The organism is Candidatus Hydrogenedentota bacterium (genome assembly GCA_019637335.1).
In the GTDB taxonomy this organism is placed as follows: domain Bacteria; phylum Hydrogenedentota; class Hydrogenedentia; order Hydrogenedentales; family JAEUWI01; genus JAEUWI01.
Genome location: JAHBVV010000024.1, coordinates 102020 through 119007, shown reverse-complemented (window position 1 = coordinate 119007; position 16988 = coordinate 102020). Strand labels below are relative to the sequence as shown.

The 16988-nt window shown below is 64.8% G+C and carries 16 protein-coding genes; 2 read left to right on the top strand and 14 right to left on the bottom strand.

All coding sequences use genetic code 11. From position 1 onward, the window contains the following. Window positions 1–208: 208 nt before the first annotated feature. From KF886_20855 to KF886_20795, 13 genes are all read right to left on the bottom strand, one after another. On the bottom strand, window positions 209–586 hold the full coding sequence (locus KF886_20855) for a hypothetical protein (protein ID MBX3179812.1): 378 nt from the start codon (window positions 584–586) through the stop codon (window positions 209–211). 381 nt (window positions 587–967) lie between these two features. Next, a complete protein-coding gene (gene ruvC / locus KF886_20850; protein ID MBX3179811.1) occupies window positions 968–1441 on the bottom strand; it encodes a crossover junction endodeoxyribonuclease RuvC in 474 nt (157 codons plus the stop codon). A gap of 102 nt (window positions 1442–1543) precedes the next feature. Further along, window positions 1544–2248 carry a pentapeptide repeat-containing protein gene (locus KF886_20845; protein ID MBX3179810.1) on the bottom strand — a complete coding sequence of 235 codons (705 nt, stop codon included), beginning with the start codon at window positions 2246–2248 and terminating at the stop codon, window positions 1544–1546. Window positions 2249–2341: 93 nt separating this feature from the next. Beyond that, on the bottom strand, window positions 2342–4462 hold the full coding sequence (locus KF886_20840; protein MBX3179809.1) for a UvrD-helicase domain-containing protein: 2121 nt from the start codon (window positions 4460–4462) through the stop codon (window positions 2342–2344). A gap of 72 nt (window positions 4463–4534) precedes the next feature. Then, complete coding sequence (locus KF886_20835) at window positions 4535–4915, bottom strand: helix-turn-helix domain-containing protein (protein ID MBX3179808.1); 381 nt, start codon at window positions 4913–4915, stop codon at window positions 4535–4537. Window positions 4916–4975: 60 nt separating this feature from the next. Next, window positions 4976–7060 (bottom strand): transglutaminase domain-containing protein, encoded by a 2085-nt coding sequence (locus KF886_20830; protein ID MBX3179807.1) that lies wholly within the window; start codon window positions 7058–7060, stop codon window positions 4976–4978. Then, the gene (locus tag KF886_20825) at window positions 7057–8334 is read right to left on the bottom strand and encodes a DUF58 domain-containing protein (protein MBX3179806.1); all 1278 of its coding nucleotides are present in this window, start codon (window positions 8332–8334) and stop codon (window positions 7057–7059) included. The genes KF886_20830 and KF886_20825 overlap by 4 nt, the downstream gene beginning before the upstream one ends. Before the next feature lie 18 nt (window positions 8335–8352). Further along, window positions 8353–8511, bottom strand: coding sequence for a hypothetical protein (locus KF886_20820; GenBank protein MBX3179805.1), 159 nt, complete (start codon window positions 8509–8511; stop codon window positions 8353–8355). A 140-nt stretch (window positions 8512–8651) separates the two neighbouring features. Beyond that, window positions 8652–8951: a hypothetical protein gene (locus tag KF886_20815; GenBank protein ID MBX3179804.1), complete on the bottom strand. Its 300-nt coding sequence runs from the start codon at window positions 8949–8951 to the stop codon at window positions 8652–8654. Window positions 8952–9506: 555 nt separating this feature from the next. Continuing rightward, on the bottom strand, window positions 9507–10205 hold the full coding sequence (locus tag KF886_20810) for an RHS repeat-associated core domain-containing protein (protein MBX3179803.1): 699 nt from the start codon (window positions 10203–10205) through the stop codon (window positions 9507–9509). A gap of 413 nt (window positions 10206–10618) precedes the next feature. Beyond that, on the bottom strand, window positions 10619–11053 hold the full coding sequence (locus KF886_20805) for a hypothetical protein (GenBank protein ID MBX3179802.1): 435 nt from the start codon (window positions 11051–11053) through the stop codon (window positions 10619–10621). Window positions 11054–12464: 1411 nt separating this feature from the next. Further along, window positions 12465–12899, bottom strand: coding sequence for a hypothetical protein (locus tag KF886_20800; protein ID MBX3179801.1), 435 nt, complete (start codon window positions 12897–12899; stop codon window positions 12465–12467). 5 nt (window positions 12900–12904) lie between these two features. Then, a complete protein-coding gene (locus KF886_20795) occupies window positions 12905–14722 on the bottom strand; it encodes a carbamoyltransferase (protein ID MBX3179800.1) in 1818 nt (605 codons plus the stop codon). 226 nt (window positions 14723–14948) lie between these two features. Here KF886_20795 and KF886_20790 point away from each other — a divergent pair, with 226 nt between their 5' ends. Next, entirely contained in the window at window positions 14949–15659 is a 711-nt protein-coding gene (locus KF886_20790; protein ID MBX3179799.1) for an inorganic pyrophosphatase, read from the top strand. A gap of 16 nt (window positions 15660–15675) precedes the next feature. On the opposite strand, the gene KF886_20785 is transcribed toward KF886_20790, so the two are convergent. Next, a complete protein-coding gene (locus KF886_20785) occupies window positions 15676–16254 on the bottom strand; it encodes a response regulator (protein ID MBX3179798.1) in 579 nt (192 codons plus the stop codon). 15 nt (window positions 16255–16269) lie between these two features. Between KF886_20785 and KF886_20780 the strand changes: the two genes are divergently transcribed. Continuing rightward, entirely contained in the window at window positions 16270–16503 is a 234-nt protein-coding gene (locus KF886_20780) for a hypothetical protein (protein MBX3179797.1), read from the top strand. The last annotated feature ends 485 nt before the right edge of the window (window positions 16504–16988 follow it).

The window sequence follows — 16988 nt, the reverse complement described above, 5'->3', positions numbered from 1 at the left end:
GGGGTTCCAGCCTGGCGTCAGGCACGTGTCAGGGACTGCCCCATTGGCGAATTGTGGGTCCCGCCAGCGTGAAATCTCGTCACCCACAAGCTCCCGCGGCGAAGCCGCCCCGCTTGAGGGTGGCACCCATGGGCTCCTTTCTTCCCAGACAATCCGCAAGTCAGTGCCATTCGGTACTGTCACGGCGCCGCAATAGCGCGCGGTGTCGCTACACGCCGATCTCGTGTACCTGTTCGGCTTCGTCGACCCACAGGCCGATAATGGTGAGCTGCGGAAAGAGCGCCCGAAATCGGCGGGCGACCTCTTGTTGCTGTTCGAGCTGGGTTTCTTTGGGCACGGGGTTGCCGCGGCAGTCCCAGTGGCCGCAGATGGCGAGCTGCGTGACGTCGTGGACGCGGATGACGATGCGGACGCGCTCGACGAAGGCCTGGGCGCGGGGGGCGTCGAAATCGCGCGCGAGGATGCCAAGGGGGCCGGCGTCGGTGAGCATGTCGACGTATTTGACGTTGAATCGCTGCATGAGGAAGTTGATGACGGGGAGCTGCGTGCGGCCGTCGAGGCAGTTGATTGCGGCGCAGAAGGACATGGGGCATCCCTGTGTGGGGTGTGGGTGTGGGCTGATCGCGAGAAATGCGGGGCCGCGGTCAGCTTGCGGTGGTGTGTTGGGGATTATAGCGGATCGCGTTGGATGGATTGCACTGGGGGCGTGGCGCGGGTACGACGGGACAGCCGCGCCGGTTGGGGTGGTGGGTTGGGGGGGACGCTTTGATTGTGTCGTGGGGTGTTGCGGGTGGGTGGTGGTGATCGGGCGCCGCAGTCCCTGCGACGATACGACGGGACAGCCGCGCCGGTTGGGGTGGTGGGTTGGGGGGCGCTTGGGTTGTGTCGGACGGTGTTGCGGGTGGGTGGTGGTGATCGGGCGCCGCAGTCCCTGCGATGGCGGTGATTGGGCGCCGCGGTCCCTGGGTTAGCGAAGGCCGGCGTGGATGAGGCAGATGGCAATGCCGAGGGCGTCGGCGGCGTCGTCGGGGCGCGGGATGGCGTCGAGGTTCAGGAGGAGCTTGATCATTTCCTGGACCTGCTTCTTGTCGGCCTTGCCGTATCCGGTGATGGCGGTTTTGGCTTCGGTGGGGCTGAATTCGCCGATGGGCAGGCCGGCCTGGGCGGCGGCGAGGGCGAGTACGCCGCGGGCCTGGGCGACGGTGATGCCGGTGGTGACGTTCTGCTTGAAGTAGAGGCGCTCGATGGCGACGGCGTCGGGCCTGTGCTCGATCAGGAGCGCGGCGCAGGCCTCGTGGATGTACTTGAGGCGATCGGCGAAGTGCATTTCGGGCGGGGTGGTGATGACGCCGTGTGCGATGTGGTGGAGGCGGCTTCCCTTGCCTTCCACCACGCCGTAGCCGGTGGTGGCGGTGCCGGGGTCAAGGCCGAGTACGCGCATGAATGGGGTGAACCTTCGGGGGCTGGGGCGGGGTAGTGCTATGCGCGGTACAGTAGCACGCGGGGCGGCGCCGCCGCACGGTACGCGCGCGCGGCGGCGAAATCAGAAGGACGCGCCGGCGCGGGCGGCCTGATCGCGCAGCGCCGGGGGGAGATTTCGTGCGCCGGCGAGGCTGGCGCCGGTGAAGTCGGTGTTGGCGTCGAAAGCGACGTTTTTGAAATTGGCCCCGCGGCAGTCGGCGTAGGCCAGGCTCGCGCCGCGGAGATCGGCGCCCGTGAAGTCGGCGCGTATCAAGTGCGCCCTGTCAAAATGCGCGCCGCCGAGGTCGGCGCCAACCAACTTCGCGCCTTCAAAATCCGCGCCGGAAAAATTGGAGTTATTGAGCTGGGAATCGTTCAACTGCGCGTCGCGGAAGAGCGCGCCTTCGCAAGCGGCATTGCGCAGCCGGAGCCGCCGGTAGTCGCATCCCCGAAAATTGACGCCGCGCAGGTCGGCCCCCTCCAGGCGGTCCGGCGGCTCCATGGGCGTAATGGTCGCGCCGCGCTGGCGTGGCCCGCCGGGCGAATCGGAGGACCAGCGGCCAAAGCGCCGCACGAGATGCCGCCGGACAGCGTCCTTGTAGGAGTCGCCCCAGGCGAGGGGCTCGCTGGTGGTCTTGTGGAGGATGGCGACTTCGGGGTGGAATCGCCGCAACAGGCCACCGCCGGGCTTTCGGGTTTCAATCCATACGAACAAGATGGCGGAAAGGGTAATGGCCATTGCGAAGGTAATGAACTCGATGCGGTGTTTCCTGACGAAATCCAACATGATCGGTACCGCCTGCAAAGGATCCGGGCCGCCTTCTACCCACATCATACGCGAAGGCGCGGGCGGTCGCGCAACTCCCGCCGCGATGGCCCGCTACAGGTTGGTCCGGCGGGGGGCGCGCTTCTTCTTATTCTTCTTGACCTCGGGCGGGTCGACGGCGGCCTCCACCATCTGGCGGACGGCCTTGATGTGCTGGGTGTAGCACTCCGGCGGTATTTCGGCGAGGAAGCGGCTGGTTTTGGAGATGCGCTCCTTGCCATTGCGCACACGGCCGAGCGCCTCGAACATGGTGACGTGGCGCTTGCCGCGCGTCAGGGCGACGTAGAAAAGGCGGCGCTCCTCCTCGATGTTGTGCTCCTTGATGCTGCGCTCGTGAGGCATGAGGCCGTCTTCGAGGCCCATGAGGAAGACGAATGGGAACTCCAGGCCTTTCGCGCTGTGGATCGTCATGAGGGTGACGCCCGATTTCCGGCGCTCCTCCTTGCCAAATCGGGATTGATCGGTGTTGAGGTGGCTTTCGTCGAGGAAGTTGCTCAGGGACGGGTTTTCCGCCTTTTCCTCGTAGTCGCCGATGGCCTTCACCACGACTTCGACGTTGTTCCAGCGGCCGGCCACCTGCTGGGGCGACTTGCAGGTGCGGACGAGCTCGCCGTGGTAGTCGATGGCGCTGATGAGGTCCTCCACGATCTCGCGGAGGCCGCCGTCCTTCTCGCGGAAGCGCTTGCGGAAGCGATCGAGCAGGCGGAGGAAATCGCGCAGCCCCTTCTCGGTCTTCTGCTCTTTGAACTGGCGCACGCGGTCCTCGGGGGATTCGCCGAGCGCGAGTTGCGCGGGCGCGCCGTCGATGCCCTGCTTGAGGAGCTTCGCGGTGGCCTGGCCGAGCGATAGCTTCTCGTCGCGGCAAAGCTCGTGGATCTTGTGGAGGGTGGCGTCGCCGATGCCGCGGCGGGGCATGTTGACCACGCGGAGAAAGGCGGCCTCGTCACGCGGGTTCGCGATGATCTTGAGGTAGGAGATGACATCGCGGACCTCCGCGCGCTCGAAGAAATCCTGCCCGCCTACCACGACGTAGGGCACGCCGGCCTGGCGCAGGGTCACTTCGAGCGGGCGGGACTGCTGGTTGGATCGGTAGAGAAAGGCGAAATCGCTGTAGCGCGCGCCGGTGCGGTCCTGAATGAACTTCATCCATTTCAGGGCCTCTTCGGCCTCCTGCTCCTCGTCGGCGCAGACGATCCAGTCCAGCTTACGCCCGTCGCCGAGATCGGACCAGAGCTTTTTTTCGCGGCGCACCTGGTTGTTTTTTATGACGGCGTTCGCGGCGTTCAGGATGGTCACCGTGGATCGGTAGTTCTGGTCGAGGGTGACCACGCGGGCGTCGGGAAAGTGCTTGTCGAAGTCGAGGATGATGCTGGAGTCGGCCCCGCGCCAGGCGTAGATGGACTGATCGTCGTCGCCCACGACGCAGAGGTTGCGGTGCTCCGACACGAGGCGGCGGATGAGTTCGTACTGGACCTTGTTGGTGTCCTGGTACTCGTCGACCATGACATATTTGAAGGCGCCGCGGCAGAGGGCGAGCAGGTCGGCGTGCTGATCCCAGAGCTGGAGCGTGAGCAGCATGAGGTCGTCGAAGTCGACGCTGTTCGCGGCGCGCAGGGCGGAGTGATAGCGCTCGTAGACTTCGGCGAAGTTCTCGGCGTATTTCTCCTGGTTCTCCTTTTCGACGGGCAGGGGCCGCGCGGGATCGGGACGCTCGTTGGCGTTTTTCATCAGGCTGATCCGGGATTGGAAGGTCCCCATGTCGAAGGTCTCGCTGCTGCCGAGGTCCTCCACCACGCGCCGCAGCAGGGTGCGGGAATCGCTCTCCCCGGCGATGCTGAAATTCTTGCGGTAGCCGATGCGATCGATGTGTTTTCGCAGCACCTGGAGGCAGTAGCTGTGGAAGGTGGAGATGACAATCTGGCCGGCGGCCTGCTTGCCCACGAGCTCGGCCACGCGCTCGCGCATCTCGGCGGCGGCCTTGTTGGTGAAGGTGACCGCGAGGATTTGCGCGGGTTCCGCCAGGCCGCAGGCGAGGATGTGGGCGATGCGGCGGGTAATCACGCGGGTCTTTCCGCTGCCGGCGCCCGCGAGCACAAGCACGGGGCCTTCGGTATGGCGGACGGCGTCGCGCTGGGCGGGGTTCAATCCCTGGAGGAATTTACGGGGGGCTGACACAATCTCGCTTTCCAAGGGGGTGCGCGGCGGCTGAAGGGAAGGCGGGATTGTAGCAGGATGTGGCGGGAGGTTCTAGTTGACTTTGCCGCCCGGGCCGATCGGGGCGGCCGCGGCGCCGCGTGGAAGGCGGTAGCCGATCAGGGGCGTGGCGCGCACTGTGCCGCAGGCGGCGCATTCGGCGATTTCCGGGCCGTACTGTTCGCCGCAGGCGCGGCAGCGCCAGCCGGGGGACAGGATGCGTTCGGGCAAGGCCGCCGCAGGCATGGGCTTGGGCGCGGGCGACGGATTCTCGTCGTTTTCGATGAATTGGAGGAGTCGCTGGCGGGAGAGAAACCAGTGGGGACCGATGCGCCTGCCGGGGAGCTCGCCGGCGAGCAGGAGGCGCTCGATTTCGGCCTCGGACAGCGACAGCAGCGCGCTGGCGTCCGCGATGGTAAGGATTTCTTTGCCCATAGTAGGGGATCTCGCCGGTTCTTCCGGGAATGTACCACAGAAACGGCGATTTGGAAAGCGTCAGCGGGGCTTTGGGCGGGTGGATTTCCGGCCCAGGGCGGCGAGGTCGGTTTCGAGGCGATCGACGGCGGCGGGATCGGGCGCGGGGCCGTACCGGGTTTCGGCCCACCGGCGATACCAGCCCGCGATGCGTCCGGCGGCGGAATCCGCATCGGGGCGCGACTCAATTTCGCGCGCGAAGGCGTGCGGCGTGCGGCTTTCCCGGCGAACCAACCCGTGGGCGCGGGCGACGCGCCGATCCATCGTGGCGATTTGCTTCGCGAGCCGCCGTTCGAGCAGGCCCGTGGCGACGGCTGGGCGCGCGCGGCGGAATCGGGGCCCGCGACGCCACCACCATAGCGCAACGCCCAACAGAAACGCAGCGGGGAGCACATGGAGGCCCCAGGCGCGAAATAGCGCCGCCAGGGCTGCCGCTATAGATCCGGTACCGCTGGCGATGACCCCCCAGGCGCCGGCGCGCACGGCGGCGACGATGCGGCGCAGGCTCAGCCTGAGGGAAGCGACGCTATCGCGCCAGGACGGGCCGCCGGCGCCGCGCGCGGCCTCGGGCACGCCATTGGCCGGGGTCGCCTCGACGATGAACCAGCCGAGTTCGGGATCCCAGGCCTCGCACCAGGCGTGGGCGTCCCGGTTTCGCGCGACCCAGTAGCCGCCGGCAGCGAGCTGCTCCCATGAGACCACGCCGGTGACATAGCGCGCTGGGATACCGGCGGCGCGGAGGAGCAGGGTGGCCCCGGTGGCGAAGTACTCGCAGTGGGCGGATGGTTTTGGATCGCTGAATAGAAACTTCTCCACGGGGTCTTCGCGTAGGGAAGCTTGAAAATCGAGGGCGTACTGGTAGTTGCCGTGGAAATACTGGGTGACGGCGAAGGCGCGGGCCCGCGGACCCTCGTGTTCCCCGCATACGGTCGCGGCGAGTTCGCGCAGACGTGGCGCGAGACGATCCGGGATCCGGGTGAACAGCTCCCTGTCGCTTTCGGAGAGCGGATCGGGGGGTGGCGGGTTGGAGAGGAGGGCGCGGAAGGGGCGACCGTTGAGGTTGTCCAGCACCTGGGCTATTCCGCTCTTGTCCACCACGATTTCGTCTGTCGCCATGCCGATCCAGCCGGTGTACAGGGGGATGAAGAGCGCGTTTTGAATGGCGCTGTCCGGGTAGATCTCCATGGAGCCGGCGAGCGTGTCCCCGGGCGCAACGGAGAAGAGGCGCTCTCCGGGCAACACGGGGCGGTATCCGGGGGGCGCGCCCGCGCTCAGGGGGCTGGCGGCGACGCCACGCCGCAGCGCGTTCCAGCGCGCTTCGCCGAAGTCGCCATAGATCTGCCCACGCAGGTACCCAGGCGCGGCATCCGACGCGATCTGGATGGCGATGCGGTCGGCCTCGTTGCGATCAAAAATGGCCATGCTGCCGAGGTGGGCGACGTTGCTGTTGCCGGGGGCGATATGCTGAATCTTGGACAGGGCGGATGCCATCCAGGGTTGGGCGAAGCGATCGGACCGGCGGAGGGTCCAGGCGGTTCCGGCGGCGAGCGCGAAGGAACAGAACAGGCAGGCGGCCAGCACGGCGTACCGGTAGGCGCGGTGGCGCAAGGGCTCGGCGGTTGCAGCGCGCGCCACGCCCGCCGCCGCGTAGTAGAGCGCGACGAGCAGGCCGTGCGCCATGGCGCCCCAGAAGTAAAGTTGCTCCTCGGCGCCGCCCAGGTAGCGATCGCCCGCGCACGCGAGCGACATGACGCCGAGGATCGGAAAGAGCGGGCCGGGCCCGGACGGACCGCGCCGGTAGAAGCGAACGGCCTGCAAAGCGATGCATCCGTGCCCGGCGGCCACAAGTACATTCGGCCCATACTGATTGGACCACTGCGGGGCGGATTGGAGCACGGCGACCCACCAGACCGCGAAGGCCGCCGCGAGGGCCACGTCGGTTCCGTGGCGCCAGCGCGGGGGCCAGTCCCGGTGGAGGCGGGGCCAGCACCCGGGCGCGGCCAGGAGGATAAACGCGATGGCGACGTAGGCGTAGCCCATGCTGCGCCAAAGGAGGAATGCCTGGATGACCATCATGGCGAGGCCGGTGAGGCGCGGGGCGATCACAGTTCCTCCACTCCCCCACGCCGCACGGCGTCCGGCGTGACCTGGCGCACGTGGCGGGTCCAGGCGTGGAGGGCGTCGAGCGGCCGGCTGGGCTCGCCCTCCCGCACGACGATAACCTTGAGGCTGCACCCGGCCTCGGCGGCGGCGCGCACGAGGTGCTCCCGGGTCTCGTCCCAATCCATGAAGACGCAGATTACCGTGGAAATATTGTTCAGCTCGTCCAGCAACGCGGGAGCGAGCCGCGCGAAGGGATTGTCGACCGTGTGGCCCACGGCGGCGAGGATTTCGAGGACGTTGTCAAAGTGCGCGGTGTGGCGGCCGGCGCGGAAGACGTAGAGCTCGGGGCCGGCGGCGAAAAGGTCGATCAGGTACTCGCCCCGGGAGAGCGCATCGGCGATGGCCGCAGTGAGGCTGACGGCGGCCTCGAACTCGGGAAAGCCCTCCGGGGTGGGCGGGTTCGCGCGCCCGGTGCAGGTGTCGAGGACGAGCGCGACGCGGCAGTAATATTCTTCCTGGTATTCGCGGACGGCGGGCTGGGCGAGGCGCGCCCAGGCGCGGAAGTCGATGTGGCGGATGGAGTCGCCGGGGACGTAGTGGCGGTTGCCGATGTACTCGGGCGATTCGCCGGTGTGCGACGTGAGCGCAATGCCGCCGGGCTGGTAGCGCGTGCCGACGGGCACGCCGATCTGGTGGAGCGGGTGAAAGGCGGGCAGCACGAGGAGCTGCCAGGGCGCGCCGTGGCCCGCGGGCGTGCGGTAGAGGTTGAGGGGGAAGGTCGTGAAGGCGCGGAGGGGCGGCATCGGGTAGAGGCCGCGGCGCCGGGGCGTAAGCTGGACGTGGCACGCGGCCGACTCGCCGGGGGGCAGCATCCCGGGAAGCAAAGCGGGCGGGGCGGCGTCGAACTCGACGGGCGGCAGAAAGATGCCCGCGCCGAGAGCGTAAAGCGGGGTTCGGCGCGTATTCTGTAGCGCGCACCGGATCTGGAGCGGCTGGCCCACGGAGGCGCGGTCGGGATAGGCCGCCGCGACGGCCACGCGCGGTCGGAGCAGCCAGCCCGCGGCGAAGGCGATGACGGCGGGCGCGGTCCACGCGCAAACGGCGATGTAGATCGGCTTGTCGATGCTGCTGACGCCGAGTGAGGTCGCGAGACCCCAGCCGAGCACGGCGAGCCAGCCCAGGGCGGTGACGCGGAAGGCGATGAGCCACATCGTCCAGCGGTGGAGGCTGGGAATCAGCACGAAATCCTTGCGCCGGATGAATTGCTCGAGGGTCACGCCCGGGCCTCCGCGGGGTTAGAAGAGCGTGTAGATGAACGGGGCCACCGCCGAACCCTTGGCGATGACAATCAGCGCGCCGAATAGAACGAGAAACAGCAGGATGGGGCCGAGCCACCATTTCTTGCGGACACGCGCGAACTCCCAGAGCTCGCGGAGAATAGACAACTTCGCCATAACTTCCTTTCCAGGCGGACTGCGGAACCGCCCGTGGAACGGCATTCTACCGCATGGCGCGCGGCAAACCAAGCGAAAACCGGGGTCTGGCGGCCTGATGCGCCGTTGGGCGGCTTGACGGCGCGGCGCACCGCGGGGGGTTATTCTTCCTGCTTCGCGGGCTCAGAATCGCCGCTTGAACCGATCGGGCGCCGGCTCCGGGCTGTCGCAAACTGGCGGCGGTACTGGAGGTAGTGGAGCGCGCCGCAGAAGGCCGCGAACCCCAGGGTGAAGAGGGCGAGATCCGGCCAGACCGGCGCATCCCGGAAGAAAAGCGCGGCGCAGGCGGCCTGGATGAGGAACGCGATCAGGCAAATGACGGCGCATTCGAGTATCAGAGCGGTCCTGAAGTGAAGCCTGGCGTATCGCCGTTCGAGGCCCGCCAGGGCCGTACGCATCATTCGCCTCCCCATCATGCTGTCCTTTCATGGGCGTCGGTGGCCCGTCCGCCACGACTCCTAGCGAAAGAGCCGGTTACCGGCGTCGTCCACACACCCCGGCGCATATGCGGCGAACTGGACAGTCCCCTTCGGGCGCCGAAGTCCGTCCGCGAGGCCAAGACCGGCGAGCTAAGCTGTTGTGCCATAAGCAGTTGGAAAGAATAGGTGGCTGTCCCTATTATTTCAATTTTCCTATTTTACGCCGCACTTCAATCCGCGCCATCATTATATGTCCGTTCGTGTATACAAAGAGGAGCCCGACGCTTGTCTCGGATACCAAGTCCTTTTGGCCAACTATAACTGCATAAACACACATACCCAACACGACTGTCAAAACGACTAAGTTCATTACGTCGAACACCGCAATACCCTTATCCTTCATTCCAAGAACCTCCTAGTCCAACGCGATCTTCTGAGCCAAACTCTAAAGCGGTTCGAGTTTTACAGTACGTCAGTTAGCCTGCGCAAAGCGAACCAGAATTGCTTGGCGGCAGTTAACGACACCTCATCCATTCCTCAAGGCCTTAGGAAGCTGGGAGGACAGGCCAATTGGATTTCACTTGCTCCACCGCCCGGCTCACCTTCTTCTTCTCCGTGCGTGTCAGCTGGCGGCACGGGTGCTCCCGGAATATACCTCTGCGGAGGAGGTGGTGGGGCAGGCGTACAATTCGTCCTACATCTGGCTTCCAAGGAGTCAAAAATATGTAGCGCGGCCGCAGCTCCAGTAATAAATAGCGCTACGCTTTCTCCCGTCACTTTGATCTTAATTCCAAAGATCGCGAGCACGAATCCCCATCGACCATCGGGATCGAATATACCAACTGGTTCCCCGGACACATACCCATACACATTCGGCCCATCGACCATCCCCAAGGGGTCCCGGCTCGTCCAGCGGGCCATGTTCGGGCTGTATTGGCGGTAGGGGAAGTGGAAGAGTTGCGCGGTTCCGTCCCAGGGCTTGCCGGTGTAGGCGCCGGCCAAGGTCGCCAGGGCCGCGCCGGTGTGGTTGTACTCGCCGCCGAAGGGGGTGAATTCGTAGGCGCCGACGGAGGACTTGGAGGCATCCCAGGCGCCGCGGGTGCTGCCGAGGTGGTCCGTGGCGTAGTAGCGGGCCGTGCCGCTGGAGGGCGTGGTTCCCGACAGATCGCCGAGGGTGGCGGAGGCTTGCGCGGTGGGCGCCAAGACGACATTGGTCATGGTGATACGTAGTCGCATTTCGGGGTCATTTGCCTCTTCCTCGGTAGAATTTCGGAACAAGTGTCACGGAGTCAAGTGACTTCTCTCCCAGGTAGCTACCGTCTTCTGCTCTCCACGCTATTTCCGTGAGAAGGGCTCCCCCAAACGTTAACTCGTAGTGGCTGGCGAGCCAAGTAGATTGAATGGAATACAGATATAGCTGCGGCGGTGGACTATAAGGCACAACCACTATCACTTTTCCCTCTCCGAGCCCATTCGGGACTACAGTGATTTCGTAAGGGATGCGATTCTTCGGTTCCTCGAATCGGAATATGACCTTGCCGAGGCTTTCGCCTACGCGCACCTCTGTGTATCGAGGTTTCAAGGCACTGTGAACGCACCCAGCGAATGCCACACACGAAAACGTTACGACAACCCATCGAATAGAAAGACTAGACATCTGGGTTTTCCGGAGCCGAGTGAATTGCAGTTATGTCGATGGAGGTGGTTCCGTCGTCCATGTTGGTTTGTTCGTTGGCGTCGTTGTAGGTGTAGGTCGTCGTGACTGTAGTCGGCCCGCTCGGGTCGTAGACCGCCTTGGTCAGCATGTTGTCGGCGTCGTCGTAGGTATAGGTGTAGCGGTGCAGCAGCGTGGGCGTATCGTCGTAGCGTTCCGCTTCGATTAACCGGTCCCGCCCGTCGTAATCGTAGGCCCAGTAACTGCCGTCCTCGTGATCGATGCGGGCAATATTCCCGCCGTCGTCAAACGTATAGTCAAAGCCCTGGACCACCGTGGTCCCGTCCTTGTGGTGGATGGCATCCTGCCGCCCGCTGGCGTCGTAGGTGTATTCCGTGTGCATCCCGTTGGGGATATCTACCCGCGTCAAACGGTTGCCCGTGTCGTAGGATCGTGGACATTCCTGTCCGCGGCAGCGCGCGCGTCGATTTCGTAGGTGGCTGGCTTTCAGGTCAGGCCCCCCTGGCGTGTCCACGTGGAAACGCTCGGTTATGCGACGAAATTGCAGGTACTACCGCATCGGGAGCGCATGTTGCGTCGGGCAGGGATGCCCAACCTCCTGGGGGCGCTTCCCGTGTGGCCAATCGCCCGGTGGCGTGCCGGATGCCCGCCGCTTGCGGAAGTGTCCCCGATCCGCTGCGCGTCCGGCGCCGGGACATCACAGACCGCGTTTGGGGCGAGAACAGGTCCATCGGAGTAGCCCCTTCAGGTGGGTTGCTGTTTCGGAGACGTTTCTTGACGCGCTGTACTGCCGCGTGGGTTTGACCGTACACCGGATGGGCCGGGGTGTCAAGAAAAAAATTCGTGCGGCGCATGCGAAAGGCTTCGGGGCGATTCCGAGCCGGTTTTTCTGGATTTTCCTCCGTGATATGGGTGGATTGCCCCATAATGGGAATGGGAAGCGACGGGACAGACCCGCCGGTTGGGCTTGGCGTGTTGCTCCCTGGGGGGAGTTGCACGGGCAAGCCCTTGCGGGCTTGTCCGTGGCACGCCTGGGGGTGGCTTGGAGCGTGGGGCGGTTTTGCCGCTCGTGCGGGGTGGTACTGGCGGTGGTGGGCTGGTGTTGCTCCGGGCACACGAACGCGCTGGGGCGCGATCGCGTGGCACGGGGTGGGGATTGGTGCGCCGGGTGGGTTGGCGTGGCGGTCCCTGGGGGGAGTTGCACGGGCAAGCCCTTGCGGGCTTGTCCGTGGCACGCCCGGGGGAAGCGATGGGGATGACGGGACAGACCCGCCGGTTGGGTTTGGCGTGACAGTCCCTGGGGAGACGTGCACGGGCAAGCCCTTGCGGGCTTGTCCGTGGCACCCCTGGGGAAGGGGATGGGGATGACGGGACAGACCCGCCGGTTGCGCGTTGTGCGCCGGATTGGGGGTTGTTGGTACGGGCTTCGAGGTTTGGTATGCCGGGTGGGGTGGTTTGGCGTGTCAGTCCCTGGGGGGGCGCGATCGCGTGGCACGGGGTGGGGTTTGGTGCGCCGGGTGGGAGTGGGTTGGCGTGTCGGTCCCTGGGGGGAATTGCACGGGCAAGCCCTTGGGGGCTTGTCCGTGGCACGCCTGGGGGAGGCGATGGGGATGGCGGGGCAGACCCGCCGGATTGGCGTGTCGGTCTCTGGGGGGCGGTTGTTGAATTGGGTGTATTCGCTGCCTCGGGCATGAATGTCCGACGGTCTTTGTCAATCGCTGTCTATAGGTGAAGCCACGTTAGACGGCGAAACGGTTGCCCATGCTTTGGGTGTCTTGAGGCCGTACCGGCGGGAAACGCCGTCGGCGAACAACGCGCGGTCAGTACTGGCGCTCGGCGCGCTCGGGCGGGTTGGGGGCGGCGTCCCGCTTTATCCAATAGGTTTCGCGGTCGCCTTTCCAGGCGGTGTCGAGGAGGGGCTTGCCGATGATTGTGTTGAGCGCGCGTATGGCGGTGAAGACGCCGAAGAAGAAGAGGCCGAGGATAATTCGGGAGATGACGTGGCCGAGGAGTATGGCGATGGCCATCCAGGTTTTCTGGAGCGGGATCAGGACGGCGGCGGTGTTGGTCTTGAAGAGGGCGTCGAAGAGGACGGGCGCGAGCAGGAGCGCGGCGGCAATGGGGAAGGCGGCGTAGAAATGGCCGCGCCAGGCGAGGTAGCCGCCGATGAGCATGAGGGCGACGGCGATTACGATTGCGAAATCGCGCAGTTCTTTTTTCGAGCTCTTGATTTCGCGGAGATCCTGGAGGAGCATGGGGGTTAATCCAGTTCGAATTGCGCGCGCCAGTCGACGTCGTCTTCGAGGGGCGGCTGGGCGGCTTTTTCAAGGATGCAGTCTTCGAGCACGAGGCAATCCATGTTCGTGCGCATGAAGCAGCGGTAGGCGTCCTGGGGGGTGCAGACGATGGGCTCGCCGCGCACGTTGAAGGAGGTGTTGATGAGCACGGCGCAGCCGGTGAGCGCCTTGAAGGCCGTGAGGAGGCGGTGGTAGCGCGGGTTGGTGTCTTCGTGCACGGTCTGGATGCGCGCGGAGTAGTCCACGTGGGTCACGGCGGGGATCGTGGAGCGGCAGACGTTGAGCTTGTCGATGCCGAAGAGCGCCTGCTCGGTTTCAGTCATGGGCTTGCGGAGTTCCTCGCGCACGCCGGCGACGAGCAGCATGTAGGGGCTTTCGCAGTCCTGCTCGAAGTATTCGGCGATGTCTTCGGCGAGCACGGAGGGCGCGAAGGGGCGAAAGCTTTCGCGGAATTTGATCTTGAGGTTCATGGTTTCCTGCATGCGCGGGGATCGCGGGTCGCCGAGGATGGAACGTCCGCCGAGCGCGCGGGGGCCGAACTCCATGGGCCCCTGGAACCAGCCGACGACCTTTTCGTCCGCGATGCGCTGCGCGACGGACTGGGAGAAGGCGTCCTCGTCCTCGATGCGCGTGTAGGGGTAGCCCTGCGCATCCAGCCAGGCCCGAATGTCCTCGCTCGAATAGTGCGGGCCCAGGTAGCTGCCGCGCTGGCTGTCCGTTGGGCCGGCGGTTCGCGGCTTGCCCTGGTGCTGGTGCCAGGCGTAGAGCGCGGCCCCGATGGCGCCGCCCGCGTCCCCGGCGGCGGGCTGTATCCAGAGGCGATCGAAGGGACCTTCGCGCAGCAGGCGCCCGTTGGCGACGCAGTTGAGCGCGACGCCGCCGGCGAGGCAGAGGTTCTCGCAGCCGGTCTCGCGGTGCACGTGGCGCCCCATGCGCAGCATGGCTTCCTCGGTGACTTCCTGGACGGAGCGGGCGAGGTCCATTTCGCGCTGGGTGAGGCGCGATTCCTGCTTGCGGGGCGGGCCGCCGAAGAGATCGTCGAAGCGGCGGTTGGTCATGGTGAGGCCGGCGCAGTAGTTGAAGTAGTTCATGTTCATCTGGAAGGAACCGTCTTCCCTGAGGTCGATCAGTTCGTCCAGGATGGTTTGGGCGTATTTCGGTTCGCCGTAGGGCGCGAGTCCCATGACCTTGTATTCGCCGGAGTTCACCTTGAAGCCGGTGTAGTAGGTGAAGGCGGAGTAAAGCAGCCCGAGCGAGTGCGGGAAGTGGATCTCGCCGTGCATCGCGATGTGGTTGCCCTCCCCCACGCCGTAGCTGGTGGTGGTCCACTCCCCCACGCCGTCTATGGTGAGGAAGGCGGCGCGATCGAAGGGCGACGGGTAGAACGCGGAGGCGGCGTGGGATTCGTGATGCTCCGGAAAGAGAATGGGACCACCGTAGCCGGTCGATTGGGCGATATGGTCCTTGATCCAGATTTTTTCGCGGATCCAGAGCGGGATGGCCATGAGGAAGGCGCGGAAGCCTTTCGGCGCGAAGGCGAGGTGGGTTTGCAGGATGCGCTCGAACTTGAGGAAAGGCTTGTCGTAGAAGGCGACGAAATCGATGTCGCCGGGCTGAAGTCCGGCCTCTTCGAGGCACCAGGCGACGGCGTTTTCCGGGAAGGAGGCGTCGTGCTTGATGCGGGTGAAGCGTTCTTCCTGGGCCGCCGAGCGAATTTGACCGTCCTGGACGAGGCAGGCGGCGCTATCGTGGTAATAGGCGGAGATTCCGAGTATATTCACCGCGCGCGCTCCCTCGGGGCTGGAGGGCGCTTCGCCCCATTCGCCGGTGTACTGCGCTTCATGGTGTCTCCCGCCTGTTGTGGCCCCGAATCCGTTTCGACTGATGCGCGGCCAGCATAGCACGGCGGCGCGGCGCGGGTCATCCGCCGGGATCTGGCCTGGCCGCGCCGCGAGATGTTAGACTTGCGGGAAGCAGCATGGCGCAACGCCGGGAGAACTATATCGTATGGGCGACTCGTCGGCGGATAACGGCGGCAGCAATCGTTTGACCAGGGAATCGACGGGGCTTTTCCGCGCCCACCCCTGGCACGGGATCCACATTGGCCCGGAATCGCCGGACCTGATCAACGCCTATATCGAGATCCTGCCGACGGATACGGTGAAGTACGAGCTGGACAAGGTTACCGGCCTGCTGCGCATCGATCGCCCGCAGCGCTTTTCCAACGTGTGCCCGGAATTGTACGGATTTATCCCGCAGACCTACTGCAGCGATCATGTGGCGGAATTCTGCCGGATGAAGACGGGGCGCGCGGATATCGTGGGCGACGGCGATCCGCTGGATGTGTGCGTGCTTACGGAGAAGCACATCGCGCATGTGAACATTTATATGCGCGTGCACCCGATCGGCGGCCTGCGCATGTTGGACGGGGACGAGGCGGACGACAAGATCATCGCGATCCTGCATGGGGACCCGAGCTACGGGTACTGGCAGGACATCTCACAGTGCCCCTCGATGCTGGTGGAGCGCCTGCGGCACTATTTCCTGACGTACAAACAGGCTCCGGACGCGATGCACAAGGCGTGCGAGATCACGCACGTCTACGGGGCGGAGGAGGCTAAGGAGGTGATCCGCCGGAGCCACGCGGACTACCTGGTCCGGTACCGCCACCTTGCGGAGGAACTGGAGGCCACGTTCTCGGCCAGCCTGGATACGTGAAGCCCGCGCGCGACCCTCAGACCACTTCCACCCCCACCTTGGCCAGCGCGCGGCGGAGATCGTCCGGCGTGAATGGCTTCTGCAGGAGCATGGCGGCCCCGATATCGACAATCCGCTGGGCGACATCGCCTTCGTAGTACCCGGTCATGGCGATAATGTGGCTTCCGGCGGTCTCGGGGTCCGCCTTGATCCGGCGGCAGACTTCGAAACCATCCATTCCGGGCAGGCGCAGGTCGAGGAAGATGACGTTGGGGCGGAAGGTGGCGACCTGGTGCCCCGCCTCGAATCCGTCGAGCGCCACCTCAATCTGGAACGGCGTCTGCGATCGCTCCAGAAAGCGGCGGATAACGGAGACGACGGCCTTTTCGTCATCGACCACCAGCACGCGGATGCCGGCGTTGTCCAGATCCTCGTGTATGGGGATCTTGTTTTCGCGCAGAAAGCGAACGAGGTCGTCGCGCCGGATGCGGCGGTGGCCGCCGGGGGTTTTGAAGACATGTATGCGCCCGGCTTCCGCCCATTTCCGGATGGTATCGGCGGTCACGTGGCAATACTTGGCCACTTCGGATGTACTGAAGGATTGTTTGGATTCCATTAGCGGTGTCCAGCTTTGCGTGGATTAATGGTTTTCTTCCCGCCTTATGATAGCCTCCGGTACGGATATTTGCAAGCTTTTTTCATTTGGAAGATCGAAAAATGGCAAATTCTCGCGCACCGTCCAGAATTGCTATCTCGAAAAGCAAGGATGGACACCCCGCAAACCGCGCAGAAATGGGGCGCGATTGAAGAAGGGATCACCACGACGGGCGCAGGGCAGCCGTTGGCCGAAACCAAACAAAGTTGAACCGCGAATGAACGCGAATGGACACGAATGAAGTAAAGGACCGTCTCACTGTGGGAATCCGAGGCTGTGCTCTCCGGTTCAATGGGCCGTTCGAACCCGGCGCTCACCTTGTCTCAGGCTGGAAGCCTGAGCCAGGTTGGCGGGCGTTGTACGTGTGAGTCGAGTATGGCTCTGCCGAGATTACTTCGGAAAGTCTTGTCGGGAAAACACGTTAGAGGCGGATAGCGGTACGAAGGCCACGACGGGAAGATGTTGGAGAGGGATTGATATTCAGACGGAGGCGCAAAGACGCAAAGGAGACACTCGATGGCGCGACGCGCGTTTACGGCGCGCGGCGGATTGGATTTGGAGCCACAAAGAGCGCAATGAAATCGAGTGATGACGATTGAGCGGGTATCCGGCCGGAGGTCGATTGGCGGCTCGTTTCTGATAGACTCATCGCCGGACAACTCGGGCGCCACCGGGCTCAAGGAATTTGCGAGCGG

Coding starts and splice junctions, on each gene's coding strand:
- KF886_20855 (MBX3179812.1), bottom strand. CDS start 586: ATGTCCTTCTGCGCCGCAATCAACTGCCTCGACGGCCGCACGCAGCTC.
- ruvC (MBX3179811.1), bottom strand. CDS start 1,441: ATGCGCGTACTCGGCCTTGACCCCGGCACCGCCACCACCGGCTACGGC.
- KF886_20845 (MBX3179810.1), bottom strand. CDS start 2,248: ATGTTGGATTTCGTCAGGAAACACCGCATCGAGTTCATTACCTTCGCA.
- KF886_20835 (MBX3179808.1), bottom strand. CDS start 4,915: ATGGGCAAAGAAATCCTTACCATCGCGGACGCCAGCGCGCTGCTGTCG.
- KF886_20820 (MBX3179805.1), bottom strand. CDS start 8,511: ATGGCGAAGTTGTCTATTCTCCGCGAGCTCTGGGAGTTCGCGCGTGTC.
- KF886_20815 (MBX3179804.1), bottom strand. CDS start 8,951: ATGATGCGTACGGCCCTGGCGGGCCTCGAACGGCGATACGCCAGGCTT.
- KF886_20810 (MBX3179803.1), bottom strand. CDS start 10,205: ATGCGACTACGTATCACCATGACCAATGTCGTCTTGGCGCCCACCGCG.
- KF886_20800 (MBX3179801.1), bottom strand. CDS start 12,899: ATGCTCCTCCAGGATCTCCGCGAAATCAAGAGCTCGAAAAAAGAACTG.
- KF886_20790 (MBX3179799.1), top strand. CDS start 14,949: ATGGGCGACTCGTCGGCGGATAACGGCGGCAGCAATCGTTTGACCAGG.
- KF886_20785 (MBX3179798.1), bottom strand. CDS start 16,254: ATGGAATCCAAACAATCCTTCAGTACATCCGAAGTGGCCAAGTATTGC.